This is a genomic window from Roseivirga seohaensis (assembly GCF_001592945.1).
Taxonomy (GTDB): domain Bacteria; phylum Bacteroidota; class Bacteroidia; order Cytophagales; family Cyclobacteriaceae; genus Roseivirga; species Roseivirga seohaensis.
Genome location: NZ_LRPB01000003.1, coordinates 1 through 18,371 on the forward strand (window position 1 = coordinate 1; position 18,371 = coordinate 18,371).

Sequence of the window (18,371 nt, forward strand, 5' to 3'; positions counted from 1 at the left end):
GGAATCAGGAATCAGGAATCAGTTAAGGCTGAGTTTTTTCCAGCAATTTGAGTTCCCCACCTCACTGTTTTTTACTTTATTATTTCCTGATTTACTTGTTTTCTGTTTTACTAATAACTGATTCCCTGATCAACTAATAACTGACCAACTAATCACTCTTAACTACTTTTTCGCAGAAAAAGGCGAGTCTGGTTCTTTAGCGAAAACATTGAATACAATTTTATCCATTCGGCTGGGGATCCATTTATTGAGGAAGACGGCCAATTTACCTTGGCTGGTAAATACGATGTCGCGCTTTCTTTTTTGAATGGCTTTTATAATTCCTTGAGCTACTTCTTCTGCCGTCATCATCTTTCCTTCATCACGAGGCGATTCACCTTGGGAAGTACCGTCAGCCGTAAGTGCGGCATTTCTGATATTCGTTCCTGTAAAACCAGGGCAAGCCACGAGTACATGAACACCTCTGTGCATTACTTCCGTACGCAGCGATTCCATAAAGCCATTCATCGCATATTTTGAGGCGGTGTAAGCGGTTCTGGCTGGGGTGCCTCGGTAACCGTTAATTGACGAAACGCCTACAATGGAGCCTTTGGTTTTTAGTATTTCAGGAAGACAGTATTTAGTAGCGTAAAGGGTTCCGTAAAAGTTAATGTCCATCACTTTTTTGAAAACATCCATTTCGATTTCTTCGAAAAGCGCTCGCATGGAAATGCCCGCATTATTGATCAGGATGTCAATTTTACCGAAGGTATTTAGGGTTTCATTGACTAAAATCTCGTTGTCTTTTTCTTTGGCTACATCCAGTTGCAGACAAAGATTTCGGGTTTTCATGCCATCCAGAATTTCGGCTACTTCATTAAGGCGTGCTTCATTTCTACCAGTAATGACAATATGTGCGCCCAGTTTAGCAAACTCAATGGCCAATGCTTTTCCAATACCCGAAGAAGCTCCTGTGATGATAACAACTTTGTTTTTCATGCCTAATATTTACGCAAAGATATCAGCTTTTAGAACTCTCTTAAATAATTCATGATATTAAGGGCTTAATACATGATGGCTGTTAATAAATTAATGAAAAAGCTGGTATACATAATTACCCTTCTACTATTGATTACTGGCTACAGCAAGGCTCAAATGGTTATTAAAGGAAAAGTTATGGCTTCAGATGATGGATTGCCATTGCGCTTTGTGAGCATTCAAGCAAAAGAAACTGACAAAAAAACACTAACAACTATTGATGGTGATTTTGAAATTGAGGTTGAACTCGGACAAACACTTATTTTTAAATTCGTTGGGTTTGCCGAAAGGGAAGTTCAAATTACTGACGACAAATTTTATCTAGTTGAGCTCAAACCATATATCATTCAAGATGATTTTGGCCAGAGTCGTATTCATTTTGATGCAGGGTATGATCTGAAGAACAGGTTTGTTATAGGAAAGCTTAGCTACGTTTCAGACCAAATTGGGTGGTTTTCAATCCGAACTTCAGTCGTAAAAAACCTTACTAGCCAAGCTGATTTTCTCGACTCAAAAATAGAAGCTTCCAATCTTATTTACTCATATCCTAACATAAGCATTGGCACTACATTTCGATACCAAAATATCTCTTTCCAAGATTACAGTTTCAAAAACTCTACATTTTCATTTCAACCAAAATTGAGATATTTTGATGGTAATATTGGGTTTGGAGTTAGCAATCATGATTTAAATTCCAAGAAGTCTTTTGGAATCCTTCTTGGGGCAAATAAAGAAATTCGTCTTGGCAAATATCACTATATCCCGATTGAGGTCTCCTCAACCTTTTGGGGTAAAAACGTAGAATTTAATGCCTCATTAAAATATAGAGTCCTAAGATATTTTGAGCTTGGATTGAGCTATCAGCATTATCGAAGTTTTGATTCGTTGATAGCAACAGTTGGAAGCTCAATCAGATTATGGAAACGGGCTAAAAACGAATACTAAACTTCAGCCGCCACTTTTTTATTGTAATTATCAATCGCCACAAAGTAATCTGGATCTTCAAGTACATTCACATCGCAAATTTCTTCGGCACGTTTAATTAGCGCTAAGCAATCTTTACTTAAATGACGCAAGTGAATAGTTTTCCCTTCTTTCTGATACCTTTCTGCCAGCTTATTAATAGCTTCTATGGCAGATTGATCGACAATGCGTGATTCAGCAAAATCAATAATCACTTCATTCGGGTCTTCTTTAATATCGAATTTGCTATTGAAAAGGCTGATAGAACCAAAGAATAATGGTCCGTAAATTTCATAGTGCTTAATGCCGTGTTCGTCAATTGATTTCCTCGCTCGAATGCGCAATGCATTTTGCCAAGCAAACACCAATGCCGACACGATCACCCCTGCAAAAACAGCAATGGCCAAGTCGAAAATTACAGTAAGCCCTGTTACCAATATGATTACGATTACATCGGCCTTCGGTACTTTGTTCCAAACCTTAAAAGTAGACCAAGCGAATGTGCCAATCACCACCATAAACATTACACCTACCAATGCTGCAATAGGCACCATTTCAATGTATTCTGAACCAAAAAGAATAAAAGCGAGCAAAGCCAACGCGGCAACCACGCCTGAAAGGCGACCTCTTCCGCCAGATTTTACATTGATAATACTTTGGCCAATCATGGCGCAACCGCCCATTCCACCAAAAAATCCGTTCACCATATTGGCCAAGCCTTGCGCAACCGATTCACGGTTTCCGCTTCCACGGGTTTCGGTTAATTCGTCTAATAAGTTTAAGGTCATCAAGGATTCGATCAGGCCAATCGCGGCTAGGATTACTGCGTAAGGAAATATGAAGGCCAAGGTGTCCCAGTTCAGGTCGATTACTGGTACGTTGAAAGAAGGAAGTCCAGCTTTAATACCATCGCCTCCACCGGCTTGAATAAAACTCTTTACTGTTTCGGTTTCTATACCTCCAAAAATTACAATGAACGACACTACCAATATGGCTACAAGTGCCCCCGGAATATTCTTATTGATTTTAGGGATAAAAACCATAATAGCCATGGTCAGCAGTGTTAAACCAAGCATGATAAAAAGTGACTGACCTGTAAGCCATTCGCCACCTACTTTAAACATGCCCAGTTGCGACATAAAAATCACAATGGCCAAGCCGTTTACAAAGCCCATCATTACCGAATGTGGCACCATTCTGATGAACTTGCCCAGCTTTAAAAAGCCAGCCGACATTTGAATAATGCCTGTTAATATCAAAGTAGCAAACAAGAACTGAAGGCCTTGACCTTCGCCCATAAGCTCACCTTCGGCTACCAGAGAAACCATTACTACTGCCAACGCTCCCGTAGCTCCAGAAATCATCCCTGGCCTACCACCAAAAATGGAAGTAATTAGACCCATCATAAAGGCACCATAAAGCCCAACAATTGGAGAAATTCCAGCCACAAAGGCAAAGGCAACTGCCTCTGGCACAAGCGCCAAAGCCACTGTTAAGCCTGAAAAAATATCACTTTTGGCGCTGATTCTGTTTTTGTCAACAATTGAGAATGCTTCTCTAAAATTCATATGCGTTTTTGTAATAAGCCTGCAAAGGTAGGGCATTTCATTTAGACAGAAAGACTTACCTATGAATTGTTGGTTAAATCACACCACGGCAAAAGTAACTCATCATCAAAATTAACATTGGGTAACTAGACTTTCACAGAATGAAATTATCTTCGCGCATGGCAAAGTTTAGGGGAAAAAGAAAAGTACTAGAGCAAGTAAGAATCGAAGGCATTGCAGCAGAAGGAAAGTGCATTGCCCGTGTAAACGATGAAGTGCTTTTTGTGGAAGGCGTGGCGCCAGGTGATGTGGTAGATGTACTCGTGACCAGAAAGAAAAAGAACTTTATGGAAGGCAAGCCCCTTACTTTTCATGAATACTCAAAAGATAGAGTAAAGCCTTTCTGTCAGCATTTTGGCATTTGTGGAGGTTGTAAATGGCAACACATTCCGTATGACATTCAGCTAAAATACAAGCACCAGCAAGTGATTGATAATTTGGAACGTATTGGTAAAATCCCTTTGCCAGAAGTCAGTCCAATTTTAGGTTCTTCTAAAATCAAATATTATCGAAACAAGCTTGAATACACCTTTTCAAACTGGAAATGGCTAACGCAAGAAGAAATTGCCACAGGCGAAGAACTCGACCGAAGAGGTTTGGGCTTCCACGTTCCGGGCAGCTTTGATAAAATATTGGACATTGAAACCTGTTATCACCAACCCGATCCTTCTAACGAAATTAGGCTTTCGGTAAGAAAATACTGTTTGGAAAACGATGTCCCTTTTTTCGACTTAAAGCGAAGAACCGGAAATGTCAGAAACCTGATCATCAGAAATTCATCGCTAGATCAATGGATGGTGATTGTTCAGTTTGCCATGGAGCATGAAAAGAATATGGGGCTGATGGAGCACATTAAAACCGCCTTCCCTCATATTCATTCCTTACAATACGTAATTAACGATAAGGGCAACGAAACTTTCCACGACCTAGAAGTGAAACTTTACTCTGGCGAAGCTCATATTACTGAGGCCATGGAAGATGTCCAGTTTCGAGTTGGACCAAAATCGTTTTACCAAACCAATGCGGCTCAGGCTTATGAGCTCTACAAAATTGCCAGAGATTATGCTGGTTTAAAGGGTGACGAAGTGGTTTATGATTTATATACCGGCACAGGCACCATTGCCAACTTTATTGCCAAAGACGCTAAAAAAGTAATTGGTTTAGAGTATGTAGAAGCGGCCATTGAAGATGCCAAATTGAATTCAGAAATCAATGGAGTGACGAACACCGAATTCTACGCAGGCGATATGAGGGAATTACTCAATGACGATTTCATGTCTAATCATGATAGGCCGGATGTGATCATCACCGACCCACCACGTGCAGGAATGCACGAAGATGTAATTGAAATGTTGCTCAAAATTGAGGCTGAAAAAATCGTGTACGTTAGCTGTAACCCCGCCACACAAGCCCGCGACTTGGCTTTACTCGATGTAAAATACACCGTTAAAAAAGTACAGCCAGTAGATATGTTTCCACAAACGCATCATGTGGAGAATGTGGTTTTGTTGGAAAAGAAATAAACGTTTAAGGCTGATAAATTAGCCAAAACTTCGTGAGCGCATCAAATTTTGGTTAACTTCCTTTTCGAAATTAAACAAACTCAATCATGCGTAAACAACTACTCACATTCTTAGCACTTTTTTGCTTTGCAAGTTTTGCTGTGGCCCAAGAAAAAAAGCCCATTACATGGCAAGATATTCCCACTTGGAAATACATGCAAAGCAATAGCTTTCAAGTATCACCAGATGGAAAGTGGATTGCCTACGGAAACGTGGCTTTGGAAGCAGATGGCGAGCTCATCCTTCAAAACATTTCAGACCCAAGTGCTGAAAAAAAATCATTCCCCATCGGCTCAACAAACTTCCCCTCGATTTCTTTTAGTGATGACGGGAAATGGATTGCGTTTAAGGAGTATCCTACGTTTGCTGAAAGCAAAGCAAACAAAGGAGCGAAAGGAAAACCGCTTCGAGACAAACTTACTTTGATCGAACTAGGAACAGATGAGAAGACAACTTTTGAAAACGTAATCAGCTTTTCTTTCAACGGCAAAGCAGCTTCGCATTTGGCCATCAACCTGGCTAAAGATGGAAATGGTGACGGCAAAGGTTCTGATCTTTTGATTCATCATTTAAAGACTGGAAAATCTCAAAACATGGGAAATGTCTCTGAATTCAGGTTCAATAAATCGGGTAGCCACTTGGCATATGTTGTTGATGCGGCCAATAAATCTGGCAACGGCCTTTATCTACTGAATTTGACTAACAACAGAACCCAAATCTTAGATTCAGACAAGGCATCTTACAAGTCTATCAACTGGACTGAGAAAGGCGATGCTTTTGCTGCCTTAAAAATGGTTGAAGACAAAAAATACAAACAAGATCACGGTCAGGTAATTGGAGTGAAAAACCTAAACAACCCACAGGTTACCATTTATGATGCCCTGAAAGACAGCATTGGTTTTGACCAAGCGTACACCATAAGCGGTAGTCGAAGACCAATGTGGTCAGAAGATTTAACCCGACTTTTTTACGGCATTCACCCACTGACACTAGCGAAAAAAGATGATAAAAAAGAGCTGGACAAAGATTCGGTGAAAATGGCAGAAGCAAATGCCATGGAAAAAATCATGGCAGACACATCGATAAAGTCGATTGCCGATCTGCAAAAAGCAATTGCCAAACTGAACTCAGGAAAAGAAAAGAAAGAGGCAAATACTGATAAGCCAGATATGACCATATGGCATTGGAACGACAGCAAACTCCAGTCGCGACAGCAGGTTACGGCAAATCAGGACAAAAATTACAGCTTCTGGGCCATGTATAATGTGGCATCCGCTAAGCATACCGCTTTACAAGACAGCAGTATGAAAGATTTAAGTATTCTACCTAAACATCGTTATGCCTTGGGGTCAGATGCTCAAGCTTACGAACTAGACATTAACCTAGACGGGCAGCAATACAGCGACTTTTACATCGTAGACTTACTTACAGGTGAAAAAACTACGCTTTTCACTAAATTCTATATTCCATCATATTCGTCATCACCAAGACCCTCAACGGACGGAACCAAACTGATGTATGGAAAAGATGGACATTATTTCGTCTACGATATTGCTAGTAAATCAACAAAAAACATCACGGAAAATCTTCCAGTAACCTTTGTAGACGTTGAAGATGACCATAATGTAGAGAAGCCCATGGTGGGCGCCTTAGGCTGGAGTTCAGATGACAAGTATGTGTTACTTCGAGATGGTTGGGATATTTGGCAGGTGCCTTTAAATGGCAAATCATCATCTATCAACCTTACTCAAAATGGTAGAGCGAAAAAGATTCGCTACCAGTATAGGTTTGGACTTGATCCTGAGGAAAAAGGAATTGACCTTACTAAGCCAGTTTACGTCCGAACCTATGGTGAATGGAACAAAAAAAGTGGTATTTCCTTGCTTTCTCCAGCAAAAAAAGATGGCCTATCTTCTGGAGCTAAATCTCTAATCTGGGAAGACGCTAATGTTGGAGGCCTTAGAAAAGCTGAAAATGCTGATGCATTCTTCTTCAGTAAAGAGACCTTCAATATGCCAACAGAAATTTACATGACGGACGCCTCGCTTTCTTCACCAAAGCAGGTTACAGAAAACACACCTGATGCCGAAAAGTACCTTTGGTCAGACGGAACACAATTGGTGGATTATGTGACTGACAAAGGAGATTCATTACAAGGAGCATTATTTCTTCCAGCCAATTATGTAGAAGGGAAAAAGTACCCAACCATAGTTTACTATTACGAGAAACTTTCACAAACCCGCCATAATTGGGCAAACCCAGGATTTAGCGGAACAGGCTGGAACCCTACTGTTTACACCAGCAATGGTTATGCTGTGTTTATTCCAGACATCGTTTACAAGCTAGACGATCCGGGAATGTCAGCGGTTTGGGCAGTACTTCCTGCCGTAAAAGCCGCCATCGCTACGGGTGTGGTCGATGAAAATAATATCGGAATTCATGGTCATTCTTGGGGTGGTTATCAAACTTCTTTCCTCATTACACAAACAAACATGTTCAAGGCGGCTGCGGCAGGAGCACCTCTAACGAACATGATCTCGATGTATGATTTGATCTACTGGAACTCTGGCGGTGGAAACATGTCCATCTTTGAAGCTTCTCAAGGAAGGTTTAGTGGCGCCCCATGGGAAAACTGGGATTCTTACGAGCGAAATAGCCCAGTGTACCATGTGAAAAAAGTGAATACCCCACTCTTAATGCTTCACAACGACAAAGATGGTGCAGTAGATTTCACCCAAGGTATTGAGTATTATTCAGCTTTAAGAAGGCTGAAAAAACCAGTGATACTTATGCAATACAAAGGCGAAAATCACGGACTGAGCAAGCTTGAAAACCGAAAGGATTATAGCGTTCGTATGATGGAATTCTTCAATCATCATTTAAAAGGCCATGCTGCCCCAGACTGGTTAGAAAAAGGAATTGACAACCTTAAATTAGATGAACATTTAGAGAAAAGAGGTTTCTAAATTTAAAAACCAAATTGCTTTCAACATCACATCCCTCGATACACATCGGGGGATATTTTTTTTGCTAGTAGCCTATTTTTGAAGTGGCGAGTTTTAACTTAATACTAAAGGTAAGGCTAATACTATTTCTATTCTTTGGCAACCAGTTAAAATTAGAAGGAAGAATCCTTTCTAAAATTTAAAAAGCGAATTGCTTTTGGAAGTACTCTTCAAAAAAAATAAGCCTTACTAAATTCAAAAATTCTGAACTGCCAAAGAACTTGATTAGTTTAAGACTTAAATAAAAGAAGCATTATGAACCAATTGATATTTAAAAACGGAGATAAATTAGACACCATCGGGCTGGGAACTTGGAAATCTGAACCAGGAGAGGTTTACAAGGCAGTAAGAGAAGCCATAAAACTAGGCTACCGACACATTGACTGCGCTTGGATTTACCAAAACGAAAAAGAAATAGGCAACGCTTTTGCCGATGCCTTTGCCGAAGGTGATGTAACCCGAGATGAGCTTTTTGTCACCTCAAAACTTTGGAATTCATTCCATGCTCCAGAAGATGTAATGCCTGCCTTAAAAGAATCGTTGAACGCATTACAGCTCGAATATTTGGACTTGTATTTAATCCATTGGCCAATTGCTCATAAAAAAGAAGCCATCAATCCAAAAACTGCTGACGATTTTATTCCGATTGACGAAATGCCCATTGCCGACACTTGGAAAGCCATGGAAGCTTGTGTAGAGGCGGGGTTAGTAAAACATATTGGCGTTTCAAACTTCAATATTCCTAAGTTGAAAAAGCTGATGGAAACCGCCATTATTCAGCCCGAAATGAACCAGGTGGAGTCGCACCCTTATTTGGCTCAGAATGACTTATTGCAATTCTGTATTGACAACAATATTCATTACACGGCCTACTCTCCGCTTGGGTCGCGCGATCGTGCCGAAGGTATGAAAGGGATTGACGAACCTGATATGTTTGAAAATGACGTGGTGAAGAAAATCGCTGAAGCCCACAATGTTCACCCCGCTCAAATTTTAATCAAATGGGCGGAAGCCAGAGGCACTGCCGTAATTCCAAAATCGGTAAATCCAGAAAGGTTAAAGAAGAACTTGAAGTCGGCTAAAATTGAGCTGAGTAAGGAAGATATGGCCAAACTGAACAAGCTTGATAAAGGATACCGATTCCTAAACGGTAAGTTTTGGGAACGCGAAGGTGGAAGTTATACCGCAGATGGTCTTTGGAATAACTAGACTCACCTCGCACTTATTTAAATTCTCAAAAAACCAGCCTTGGAGACAGGGCTGGTTTTTTTATTCTATTCTAAAATGAATCAATAAAATCGACAGAACCTGTTCCAGTGTGTTCAAATAAGGAGTTTTTACCTTTAGGATAAATGTGTCATTTTTAGCACTTGCATTGAAAGACCTAAGTCCTGAAACGCTACTTTTTTTCAATTCAGAAATCCAATATTGAGCAAATTTGTTACCGCCATCTCCTAAAACAACAAACCTTTTTTTTGACAACAACCTAGAAATACCATTATTCATTTTAATGGTAAAATCGGAAGACTCAAAATTGGAAACAGTTAAACTAAGTTTGATGTTAGTGTTCAACGCAGAAACAGAAGCACCTTTACTTATTTCAAGTAACAACCTCAATTTATCACTTTGAATAATACTTTTATTCGTTACCACTAAAAGGACACTATCAGAATAATTATCCAGCTTTACATTAAATTCATCTGCAATAGATTCAAGTAATTCTGCAATTCTTTTATCATTCATTATTAATAAAATCTAATGCTCGGTTTAGCTTGTGCTTCCCTTATTGGTCGCTGTATCCACATACACAGCCTAATATAAAAAGCTTATTTCAATTTTACCTTTTGATTTTTAAAGCTTACTTCCACAGGGTTATAATAACCCATCTAACCTATAAAACAGAAGAGGTTACACCATTGCTGATGTAACCTCTTTTGTATTTTTATGATTTATAAAAAAACCCCGACCAGTCGGGGTTCAATAATCAAAAATCTATAATTCTTAACTATATTTTCTTGACATTCACAGCGTTAAGTCCTTTACGACCTTCTGCTTTCTCGAATTCAACTTTGTCGTCTTTGTCGATAGCATCGATTGTACCAGAAACGTGAACAAAGATTTCTTCACCAGATGCGTCATCAACGATAAAGCCGAAGCCTTTATCATTGTTGAAGAATTTTACTACTCCTGTATTCATTGTAAATTGTAATAAGTAATTAAAAATTTTATTTGTATTACGGCAAATGTAGCTATTAGTTATGAAATCCAATAAAACCAGCAATAAAAAACTGTATATCGTTCGTCATGCCAAATCTAGTTGGGGCAATCCGCATCTATCTGATTTTGAGCGACCTTTAAATCATCGTGGTAAAAATGATGCGCCAGATATGGGTCAGCGACTGGCCATGAAAGGCATCAAACCATCGCTTATCATATCCTCTCCTGCCAACAGGGCATTGACCACGGCAAAAGTAATTTCTGCTAAAATCGGTTATCCTGTTTCCTACATTATGGAAGAAGAAAGGCTTTATCATGCTTCTACCGGAACCATTAAAACGCTGTTAAGCCGAGTGGATGATCAGCACAACACAGTTATGATTTTTGGCCATAACCCTGGGTTGACTTACTTGATCAACGAAATCAGTCATTTTGATTTAGACAATCTACCCACCTGTGCGGTATGCGGTATTGAGTTTGAAATGGAAAGTTGGAAAGATATTCACAGTACTAAAGGTCATCAGTTTTATTACGATTACCCGAAATCGCAGCAATGATCTTCTCTTATAAAACGGGTCGCTCCTACGGAGCTTAACTATCTATTCATTTGACCCTAAGCTACAAACGGTAAGTCCCGCTGGGACTAGAGTAGTTTGTATTCTCGAATCTATGATCAAAAGCCTACCAAAGAGTAAAAGATACACATTTAAAATGCATCATAATTTTTAAGAAAACTAACCTCGTAGAGGTGGCCTGATTGTAACATAATCCACTAATCGCCAACAAGCCCCATCGGGGCGACCTGCTAAGATTGCCGCTAAAGCATACCCCAGTTCCAAAAATCCAATCATACCTGAGGACAAAGCCAGTCCATTAAGACACCCCATGTATCCGTGATGAAGCTAACCTCGTAGAGGCGGCCTGATTGTAGAATAGCCGCTAACGAACGAACCTTAAGCCCCATCGGGGCGACCCGATAAAACTTCAAGACTAATCTAAATCACAAAACCTGTTTCAGAAGTTGGATGTAAAACTCAATTCCCTCTTCTATTTCATGGATGAAAACAAATTCATCGGCTGTATGCGATCGTGCCGAATCGCCAACACCGAGCTTTAATGAAGGATAAGGCATTAGCGCCTGATCCGACATTGTTGGAGAGCCATACGTTTTTCCACCCAAAGCAATTCCCGCCTGAACAATCGGATGATCCATTGGAATGGAGGATGGATTCAATCTGGTAGATCGTGGTTCCACTTTGGATTTAACATGCGCTCTAATAATTTCTAAAATTTGGGTATTTGAATAGCAATCTGTACTGCGCACATCAACTACAAACTTGCATTCATCAGGCACTACATTGTGCTGCTGGCCCGCATTAATCATCGTTACCGACATTCGCACTGGCCCCAAGGTTTTCGAAACTTCATCAAAGGCATAAGTACGAAACCATTCAATATCTTTCATGGCTTTGTAAATGGCGTTTTCGCCTTCATTTCGGGCAGCGTGGCCAGATTTTCCGATGGCTACACAGTCCAGAACCATCAATCCTTTTTCCGCTATCGCCAAATCAAGCAAAGTAGGCTCGCCCACTATGGCGAAATCTATATCTCCCAGTTCTTCTAGAATACTTTCCACCCCATTCTTCCCAGAAATTTCTTCTTCGGCTGTAGCCGCCAAAATCAAATTGTATTTTAGGTCAGGAGCATGAGAGAAATGTAGAAAACAAACCATGAGAGAAACCAGACTGGCTCCAGCATCATTGCTTCCCAAGCCGTAAAGTTTTCCATCTTTCACCTCCGGAAAAAATGGATCTTTGATGTAGCCCACATTCGGTTTTACGGTGTCGTGATGCGAGTTGAGCAAAATGGTGGGTTTACTGGCATCGAAATGTAAGTTCTTCACCCAGACGTTATTGCCTTTTCTTTGGGTTGAAATTCCTTTATTCTGAAAAAAGGATTGAATCAAATCGGCCGTTTTATCCTCTTCTTTGCTGAAAGAAGGAATAGCAATAAGCTGTTTTAGTAATTCGATTGCCTCGTTGAATAACTGCATTTTAATTGGTGATTAGAGTTCCAGATTGGTCATTGGCCAAGGCTGGTAAGTTTTCAAAAGAACCGATTCTCACCGATTTAGCACCATGAGCCAAGGCCAATAAAGCGCAATCCATTTTGGGAAGCATGCCTTCATTGACCACTCCGCGCTCTTTTAGTTCTGCTACTTCTGCCCTTTTAATTTCAGGAATTACAATTTTATTTTCGAAATCGGAAAGTACACCAGGTTGCTCGAAGCAGTAAATCAATTTCACTTCAAATTGCTGCGCCAAAGCAGCTGCCACAGAAGCCGCAATGGTATCGGCATTCGTATTGAGCATATGACCTTCGCCATCGTGGGTCAAAGGTGCCAACACAGGGATTAGTCCCGAATCGATAAGGTTTTTAAGTATTTCAGTATTGATATTTTCTGGCTTTACATCGCCTACAAACCCATAATCAATTGCTCCAACGGGTCTTTTTGTAGCAGGAATTACATTGGCATCCGCACCAGTGAGGCCAATGGCGTTTACCTTCAAGGCTTGAAGTTTACTAACGATTCGCTTACTCACCAAGCCACCATACACCATGGTCACCAAATCAATGGTTTCCGCATCGGTAATTCTTCGTCCGTCAATCATTTTGGCTTCAATGCCCAATCTCTTACCAAAGTCGGAAGCAATTTTTCCACCTCCGTGAATTAGAATTTTCTCTCCTTCTAAAGTTGAAAACGATTTTAGAAAAGCATTTAAAGCCGATGCTTCATCAATTACCTTTCCCCCAACTTTAACAATGGTAAGTTTTTTCATTTTTCTTATTTATTTGGCCTCTCCCTAAATCCCTCTCCTAGGAGAGGGACTTTACAGACTGCGAGTGTGTAGTGGATCTCTCCAAACTGGCAGTCTGTAAGCCTTCCCCCTCGGGGAATTCCGAAGTTTCGGAAGGATGGGGCTACATTAACAATTCGTAAAACACCGCTTGAGCTGCGTAAACTCGGTTTTCAGCTTGTTCTAAATGAATGGCATTTGGTCCATCTAAAATTTCATCTTTAATCACCAAGCCACGTCTTACGGGCAAACAGTGCATCACTTTCGCGTTTTCAGTCAATTCCAATTGCTTCGAACCGAAAGTCCAGCTTTCATCCTGAGATAAAATTTGGCCATAGTCATCATAAGACGACCAGTTCTTCACATACACAAAATCGGCATCTTTAAGCGCCTCTGCTTGGTCATGAAAAACTGGTACACCTTGGCGAAACTCTTCTGCCAAATCATAGCCCTCTGGATTGGCAATACTGAAATCAACGTCAGCTTTTCCCATCCATTCTGCAAAAGAATTGGGAACTGCTTGCGGTAAAGCCTTTACATGTGGCGCCCAAGTCAGCACTACTTTGGGTTTGTGCGTTGCTGTCCATTGCTCTTTGATCGTAATCAAATCGGCCAAGCTCTGTAATGGATGTCTGGTGCCGCTTTCCAAACTCACAATGGGAACTCCCGCATATTTAATAAAGGCATTCAAGAGCTTTTCTGAATAGTCCGCTTCTTTCGATTTCAATTCAGGAAAAGTACGCACCCCCAACACATCAAAATAACGTCCCATTACAGCTGCAGCCTCCTTAATGTGTTCGGCCTTATCGCCATTCATCACCACACCATCTTCAAACTCTAAAGCCCAGCCGTCTTTCCCTATATCGAGCACAATGGCTTGAGCCCCTAGATTTTGAGCCGCCACCTGAGAACTCAAACGTGTTCTCAAGCTCGGGTTGAAGAAAATCAAACCGATTCTTTTGCCTTCGGCCAATTTGGTTTGAAATGGATTTGCCTTTAACGACAAAGCCTTTTCAACCAGTGCATTTATATTTTGTACGTCTTTTACTGAAGTGAAATTTTTCATTCTTTTTTATTCGTTGCGGAAATGAATTCAATCATTCCTACATTTTGAGATCGTAATTCTGACCTCTTATTTGTTTAACTCTATACTTAATGCGGCTAAAAACTGATCCAGTTCGGCCTTGCTAATGTTCAGCGGTGGTAATAAACGAATCGTGTTTTTATTTGAAGCCGAACCAGTGAAAATGCCATGTTCAAAAATCAAGGCTTTACGCAAAGCCGCCACATCAAAATCAAATTCAGCACCAATCATTAGGCCCTTTCCTCGGACTTCCTTCACTTGTTCAATTTTCTTCAATTCGGTTTCAAGGTAAGTGCCCATTTCGGTAGCATTCTTGAGTAAGTGTTCTTCCTCTATCACTTCCAAAACTGCAAGCGAAGCAGCACAAGCCAAATGATTTCCTCCGAAAGTGGTGCCCAACATGCCATGCCAAGGCTCAATTTCTGGTGAAATCAAAACACAACCCACTGGAAAGCCATTGCCCATTCCTTTTGCCATGGTAATAATATCAGGACGCACTACAGAATGCTGATGAGCGAAGAACTTACCTGTTCTTCCAGCCCCCGACTGTACTTCGTCCAGAATTAATACGGCTTCATACTTATCGCAGAGTTCGCGAGCTCTGGCTAAAAAGGCATCGTTTGGCGAATACAGCCCAGCAACTCCTTGAATGCCTTCAATAATTACACCTGCTACTTCATCATCAAAAGCTGAAGTTAAAGCCTCCAAATCATTCAAAGGCACAAAAACCACCTCGTGACCACTGTTGAATGGCGCTACGATTTTAGGATTGTCAGTTGCGGCAACTGCTCCAGAGGTTCTCCCATGAAAAGCATTTTCAACCGCAATAATTTTGCGTTTTCCAGTATGAAAAGAGGCCAGTTTTAATGCATTTTCATTGGCTTCGGCACCAGAGCTACACATAAAAAACTGGTAGTCGTAGTAGCCTGAAATTCGGCCCATCGCTTCGGCCAATTGATCTTGCAATGAATTTTGAACTGCATTGGAATAGAAACCAATTTTAGATAATTGATCTGTAATTCGTTTCACGTAATGCGGATGGGTATGACCAATGGAAATAACCGCATGACCACCATATAAATCCAAATACTCTTTCCCTTCTTTATCCCAAAGTTTGGCTCCAAGCGCACGCACAGGCTCAATTGGGTAAAGCGGATAAACATCAAATAATTTCATAGTTATCAATTAAAAAGCACTTGGTTTTAAGTTCAAGCCTAGTTTTTCAGGCAAACCAAACATTAAATTCATGTTTTGTACGGCCTGACCGCTAGCACCTTTGAGTAGGTTATCAATCGCAGAGTGGATCACCAAATAGCTGCCATGTTTTTCAAGATGAAGCACACACTTATTAGTGTTCACTACTTGTTTCACATCAATGGCCGCATCGCTTACCCAAGTAAAGGGATGGTCTTCATAATATTCCTTATACACCTGAATGGCTTCTTCCAAAGGCCACTCGCAATGCTGATAGGCCGTCACAAAAATGCCTCTAGTGAAGTTTCCTCTGTAAGGCACAAAGTTGATGGGCTTATCGAACCAAGGCTGAAGCTGTTGAAGGCTTTTCCCAGTCTCATCCATGTGTTGGTGGGTGAAAACTTTATAAGCCGAAACATTACTGTCGCGCCAGCTAAAATGGGTACTGGCCGAAGGTTGAACTCCTGCACCTGTTGAGCCCGTCATGCCAGAAAGGTGTACTTCTCTCAACATTCCGTTATAGGCCAAAGGCAGCAAAGCCAACTGAATGGCCGTGGCAAAACAACCAGGATTGGCCAAGAAACGGGCATTTTTAATTTCGTCACGATTAAGTTCGGGCAAGCCATAAACGGCTTCATTACTCATTCTGAAATCATGGCTTAAGTCAATAATCTTGACCGTATCTGGCACTTGATTCTCCTTCATAAATTCTGAAGAAGCACCATGTCCCATGCAAAGGAAAAGCAGATCAATATCGAAATGGATCTGATCCGTAAAGCAAAGTTCGCTATCTCCCAAAAGGTCGGTGTGCACATTATGAATAGGTAAACCTACCTGACTTCGGCTGTGGGCAAAAATGACCTCCACCTCAGGATGATGAATCAGTAAACGCAGCAACTCACCTCCTGTATAGCCTGCTGCTCCAACTATTCCTGCTCTAATCATTTTCTTGATTTACTTGGTGGTAAATGGCACTTTGGTTACCGAAAATCTTTGCAAAGCCTTTTACGTCATCACCCGTCCAAGCATTGTTCATTTCTCCGTAGTTGCCAAATTTGGCCGACATCAAATCATGCTCAGATTCAATTCCAATGAGCTGATAACGGTAAGGTAAAAGCTTGAAAAATGCTTTTCCAGTCACAAATTTCTGACTGCTTTCCATCATAGTTTCCAAATCACGCATTACAGGATCCATAAACTGCCCTTCGTGCAGCCAGTTGCCATAAAATGCGGCCACTTGGTCTTTCCAGTAAATTTGCCATTTAGTCAAAATATGTTTCTCCAAAGCCTGATGTGCTTTGATGGTAAGGATGGCAGCCGAAGCCTCAAAACCCACCCTTCCTTTAATTCCAATAATGGTATCACCCACATGGATATCGCGACCAATGCCAAAAGGTGCTGCTATTTTCTCTAAAGCCTGAATGGCTTCATATGAATGTGTAAACTCAGTTCCGTTTATCGACTTCAACTCACCTTTTACAAAGCCCAATTCTAAATCCTCTTCCACTGTTTTGGTTACTTGAGTGGGCCAAGCTTCTTCAGGTAAATAACCTTTAGAAGTCAATGTTTCTTTTCCTCCAACCGATGTTCCCCAAAGGCCTTTGTTAATAGAATAAGCCGATTTCGAAAAGTCCATATCTACACCTTTCGATTTCAGGTAAGCGATTTCTTCTTCTCTCGAAAGTCGCATATCTCGAATGGGCGTGATGATTTCCGCGTCAGGTAAGTAGGTTTGGAAAATCATATCAAAACGGACTTGGTCGTTTCCAGCACCAGTGCTTCCGTGCGCTATATATTCAGGGTTAAGTGTTTTGGCATATTTGGCAATTGCCATGGCTTGACTCACCCTTTCGGCACTTACAGAAAGTGGATAAGTACTGTTTTTCAATATGTTACCAAAAATCAAATATTTGATTACACTTGAGTAATAGTTAGAAGTTTCTTCAATGGTTTTATGGCTGGTTACACCCATCGCATAAGCGCGCTTTTCTACTTCGTCTAGTTCTTGCTGAGAAAAACCACCCGTATTTACCAATACCGAATGGATTTCTAAACCGCGTTCTTCGCTTAAATATTTTACACAATAAGAGGTGTCGAGCCCTCCGCTATAGGCTAAAACTACTTTCTTCTTATTCATCATTTTTCTTTCTTTTGGCTTCTGCCTTCAACAAAATATTTTTCTTAAAATTCACCCAGCGCTTGAACAAGTTAAAGTCTTTATCCAACTCGCGTTCTACCCATTGGGTTCTTTTAGGTTTTACGTTTTTCTCCCATTCCGGATTGTACAACATGGCTGTACAAATGCAGTTTGACCTATTTTTTGCTTTTAGTATCTCGTAATTGACACAGCTTTGACAGCCCTTCCAGAAATCCTCGTCTTGGGTAAGTTCTGAATACACCACAGGTTTATAACCCAATTCTGAGTTGATTTTTAACACAGCCGCGCCAGTAGTTAGCCCAAATATTTTTGCTGTGGGGTACTTCTTCCTAGATAACCTGAACACGGCTGCCTTAATACGTTTTGACAAACCTAAGCCACGAAATTTATGAGATACGATGAGCCCAGAGTTGGCTACAAATTTCTCATGACTCCACACCTCAATGTAGCAGAAACCCGCCCATTCACCCGCTTCAGTTACGGCTACTACCGCTTTGCCTTCACGCATTTTTAGCGATACGTATTCTGGGGTTCTTCGCGCAATTCCAGTGCCTCTAATTTTGGCGGAGTTGGCTATTTCTTCAATAATATCTTCTGTAAAGCGGGTGTCTTCTTCTGTGGCTACCCTTATTATGAATTTTGTTGATTCCATTCTCACTATAATTCTGGACCATGAAAACGACTCAATGTTTTCAGAAATCCTAAA

The 18,371-nt window shown here is 40.8% G+C and carries 16 protein-coding genes; 5 read left to right on the forward strand and 11 right to left on the reverse strand.

What is annotated here, in order from left to right; translation table 11 throughout:
- Positions 1 to 162 precede the first annotated feature (162 nt).
- Positions 163 to 978 carry an SDR family oxidoreductase gene (locus tag AWW67_RS01845; protein ID WP_062299839.1) on the reverse strand — a complete coding sequence of 272 codons (816 nt, stop codon included), beginning with the start codon at positions 976 to 978 and terminating at the stop codon, positions 163 to 165.
- A gap of 156 nt (positions 979 to 1,134) precedes the next feature.
- Between AWW67_RS01845 and AWW67_RS01850 the strand changes: the two genes are divergently transcribed.
- Complete coding sequence (locus AWW67_RS01850; protein WP_176699982.1) at positions 1,135 to 1,962, forward strand: carboxypeptidase-like regulatory domain-containing protein; 828 nt, start codon at positions 1,135 to 1,137, stop codon at positions 1,960 to 1,962.
- Here AWW67_RS01850 and AWW67_RS01855 read toward each other — a convergent pair.
- Entirely contained in the window at positions 1,959 to 3,548 is a 1,590-nt protein-coding gene (locus AWW67_RS01855; RefSeq protein WP_062299843.1) for a SulP family inorganic anion transporter, read from the reverse strand. The genes AWW67_RS01850 and AWW67_RS01855 overlap by 4 nt on opposite strands.
- Positions 3,549 to 3,706: 158 nt before the next feature.
- Between AWW67_RS01855 and rlmD the strand changes: the two genes are divergently transcribed.
- The 3 genes from rlmD (at position 3,707) to AWW67_RS01870 (ending at position 9,363) form a co-directional block, all read left to right on the forward strand.
- On the forward strand, positions 3,707 to 5,110 hold the full coding sequence (gene rlmD, locus AWW67_RS01860) for a 23S rRNA (uracil(1939)-C(5))-methyltransferase RlmD (protein ID WP_062299975.1): 1,404 nt from the start codon (positions 3,707 to 3,709) through the stop codon (positions 5,108 to 5,110).
- 86 nt (positions 5,111 to 5,196) lie between these two features.
- On the forward strand, positions 5,197 to 8,115 hold the full coding sequence (locus AWW67_RS01865) for an alpha/beta hydrolase family protein (RefSeq protein ID WP_062299844.1): 2,919 nt from the start codon (positions 5,197 to 5,199) through the stop codon (positions 8,113 to 8,115).
- Positions 8,116 to 8,409: 294 nt separating this feature from the next.
- The gene (locus AWW67_RS01870) at positions 8,410 to 9,363 is read left to right on the forward strand and encodes an aldo/keto reductase (RefSeq protein WP_062299846.1); all 954 of its coding nucleotides are present in this window, start codon (positions 8,410 to 8,412) and stop codon (positions 9,361 to 9,363) included.
- Positions 9,364 to 9,423: 60 nt separating this feature from the next.
- Here AWW67_RS01870 and AWW67_RS01875 read toward each other — a convergent pair whose 3' ends face one another.
- Together AWW67_RS01875 and AWW67_RS01880 are read right to left on the reverse strand one after the other, a co-directional pair.
- Positions 9,424 to 9,897, reverse strand: coding sequence for a hypothetical protein (locus tag AWW67_RS01875; protein WP_062299847.1), 474 nt, complete (start codon positions 9,895 to 9,897; stop codon positions 9,424 to 9,426).
- Positions 9,898 to 10,159: 262 nt separating this feature from the next.
- Positions 10,160 to 10,351 carry a cold-shock protein gene (locus AWW67_RS01880; protein WP_053224066.1) on the reverse strand — a complete coding sequence of 64 codons (192 nt, stop codon included), beginning with the start codon at positions 10,349 to 10,351 and terminating at the stop codon, positions 10,160 to 10,162.
- 61 nt (positions 10,352 to 10,412) lie between these two features.
- Between AWW67_RS01880 and AWW67_RS01885 the strand changes: the two genes are divergently transcribed.
- Positions 10,413 to 10,928 (forward strand): SixA phosphatase family protein, encoded by a 516-nt coding sequence (locus AWW67_RS01885; RefSeq protein WP_062299849.1) that lies wholly within the window; start codon positions 10,413 to 10,415, stop codon positions 10,926 to 10,928.
- A gap of 443 nt (positions 10,929 to 11,371) precedes the next feature.
- Here the strand turns inward: AWW67_RS01885 and AWW67_RS01890 are convergent, their stop codons facing one another.
- The 7 genes from AWW67_RS01890 to AWW67_RS01920 form a co-directional block, all read right to left on the reverse strand.
- Complete coding sequence (locus AWW67_RS01890) at positions 11,372 to 12,424, reverse strand: M20 family metallo-hydrolase (protein ID WP_089082019.1); 1,053 nt, start codon at positions 12,422 to 12,424, stop codon at positions 11,372 to 11,374.
- Between the two features lies 1 nt (position 12,425).
- A complete protein-coding gene (argB, locus tag AWW67_RS01895; protein WP_062299852.1) occupies positions 12,426 to 13,211 on the reverse strand; it encodes an acetylglutamate kinase in 786 nt (261 codons plus the stop codon).
- Positions 13,212 to 13,353: 142 nt separating this feature from the next.
- Positions 13,354 to 14,295 (reverse strand): N-acetylornithine carbamoyltransferase, encoded by a 942-nt coding sequence (locus AWW67_RS01900; protein WP_062299853.1) that lies wholly within the window; start codon positions 14,293 to 14,295, stop codon positions 13,354 to 13,356.
- A 66-nt stretch (positions 14,296 to 14,361) separates the two neighbouring features.
- Positions 14,362 to 15,489 carry an aspartate aminotransferase family protein gene (locus tag AWW67_RS01905; protein ID WP_053224061.1) on the reverse strand — a complete coding sequence of 376 codons (1,128 nt, stop codon included), beginning with the start codon at positions 15,487 to 15,489 and terminating at the stop codon, positions 14,362 to 14,364.
- A 9-nt stretch (positions 15,490 to 15,498) separates the two neighbouring features.
- A complete protein-coding gene (gene argC, locus AWW67_RS01910) occupies positions 15,499 to 16,452 on the reverse strand; it encodes an N-acetyl-gamma-glutamyl-phosphate reductase (RefSeq protein ID WP_062299855.1) in 954 nt (317 codons plus the stop codon).
- The gene (locus AWW67_RS01915) at positions 16,445 to 17,647 is read right to left on the reverse strand and encodes an argininosuccinate synthase (RefSeq protein ID WP_260311256.1); all 1,203 of its coding nucleotides are present in this window, start codon (positions 17,645 to 17,647) and stop codon (positions 16,445 to 16,447) included. The genes argC and AWW67_RS01915 overlap by 8 nt, the downstream gene beginning before the upstream one ends.
- The gene (locus AWW67_RS01920; RefSeq protein WP_053224059.1) at positions 17,637 to 18,317 is read right to left on the reverse strand and encodes a GNAT family N-acetyltransferase; all 681 of its coding nucleotides are present in this window, start codon (positions 18,315 to 18,317) and stop codon (positions 17,637 to 17,639) included. The genes AWW67_RS01915 and AWW67_RS01920 overlap by 11 nt, the downstream gene beginning before the upstream one ends.
- Positions 18,318 to 18,371: the final 54 nt, after the last annotated feature.

Excerpts from the sequence above, each read along its gene's own strand:
- AWW67_RS01845 (WP_062299839.1), bottom strand. The coding sequence starts at position 978 with ATGAAAAACAAAGTTGTTATCATCACAGGAGCTTCTTCGGGTATTGGA.
- AWW67_RS01850 (WP_176699982.1), top strand. The coding sequence starts at position 1,135 with ATGGTTATTAAAGGAAAAGTTATGGCTTCAGATGATGGATTGCCATTG.
- AWW67_RS01855 (WP_062299843.1), bottom strand. The coding sequence starts at position 3,548 with ATGAATTTTAGAGAAGCATTCTCAATTGTTGACAAAAACAGAATCAGC.
- rlmD (WP_062299975.1), top strand. The coding sequence starts at position 3,707 with ATGGCAAAGTTTAGGGGAAAAAGAAAAGTACTAGAGCAAGTAAGAATC.
- AWW67_RS01865 (WP_062299844.1), top strand. The coding sequence starts at position 5,197 with ATGCGTAAACAACTACTCACATTCTTAGCACTTTTTTGCTTTGCAAGT.
- AWW67_RS01870 (WP_062299846.1), top strand. The coding sequence starts at position 8,410 with ATGAACCAATTGATATTTAAAAACGGAGATAAATTAGACACCATCGGG.
- AWW67_RS01875 (WP_062299847.1), bottom strand. The coding sequence starts at position 9,897 with ATGAATGATAAAAGAATTGCAGAATTACTTGAATCTATTGCAGATGAA.
- AWW67_RS01880 (WP_053224066.1), bottom strand. The coding sequence starts at position 10,351 with ATGAATACAGGAGTAGTAAAATTCTTCAACAATGATAAAGGCTTCGGC.
- AWW67_RS01885 (WP_062299849.1), top strand. The coding sequence starts at position 10,413 with ATGAAATCCAATAAAACCAGCAATAAAAAACTGTATATCGTTCGTCAT.
- AWW67_RS01890 (WP_089082019.1), bottom strand. The coding sequence starts at position 12,424 with ATGCAGTTATTCAACGAGGCAATCGAATTACTAAAACAGCTTATTGCT.
- argB (WP_062299852.1), bottom strand. The coding sequence starts at position 13,211 with ATGAAAAAACTTACCATTGTTAAAGTTGGGGGAAAGGTAATTGATGAA.
- AWW67_RS01900 (WP_062299853.1), bottom strand. The coding sequence starts at position 14,295 with ATGAAAAATTTCACTTCAGTAAAAGACGTACAAAATATAAATGCACTG.
- AWW67_RS01905 (WP_053224061.1), bottom strand. The coding sequence starts at position 15,489 with ATGAAATTATTTGATGTTTATCCGCTTTACCCAATTGAGCCTGTGCGT.
- argC (WP_062299855.1), bottom strand. The coding sequence starts at position 16,452 with ATGATTAGAGCAGGAATAGTTGGAGCAGCAGGCTATACAGGAGGTGAG.
- AWW67_RS01915 (WP_260311256.1), bottom strand. The coding sequence starts at position 17,647 with ATGATGAATAAGAAGAAAGTAGTTTTAGCCTATAGCGGAGGGCTCGAC.
- AWW67_RS01920 (WP_053224059.1), bottom strand. The coding sequence starts at position 18,317 with ATGGAATCAACAAAATTCATAATAAGGGTAGCCACAGAAGAAGACACC.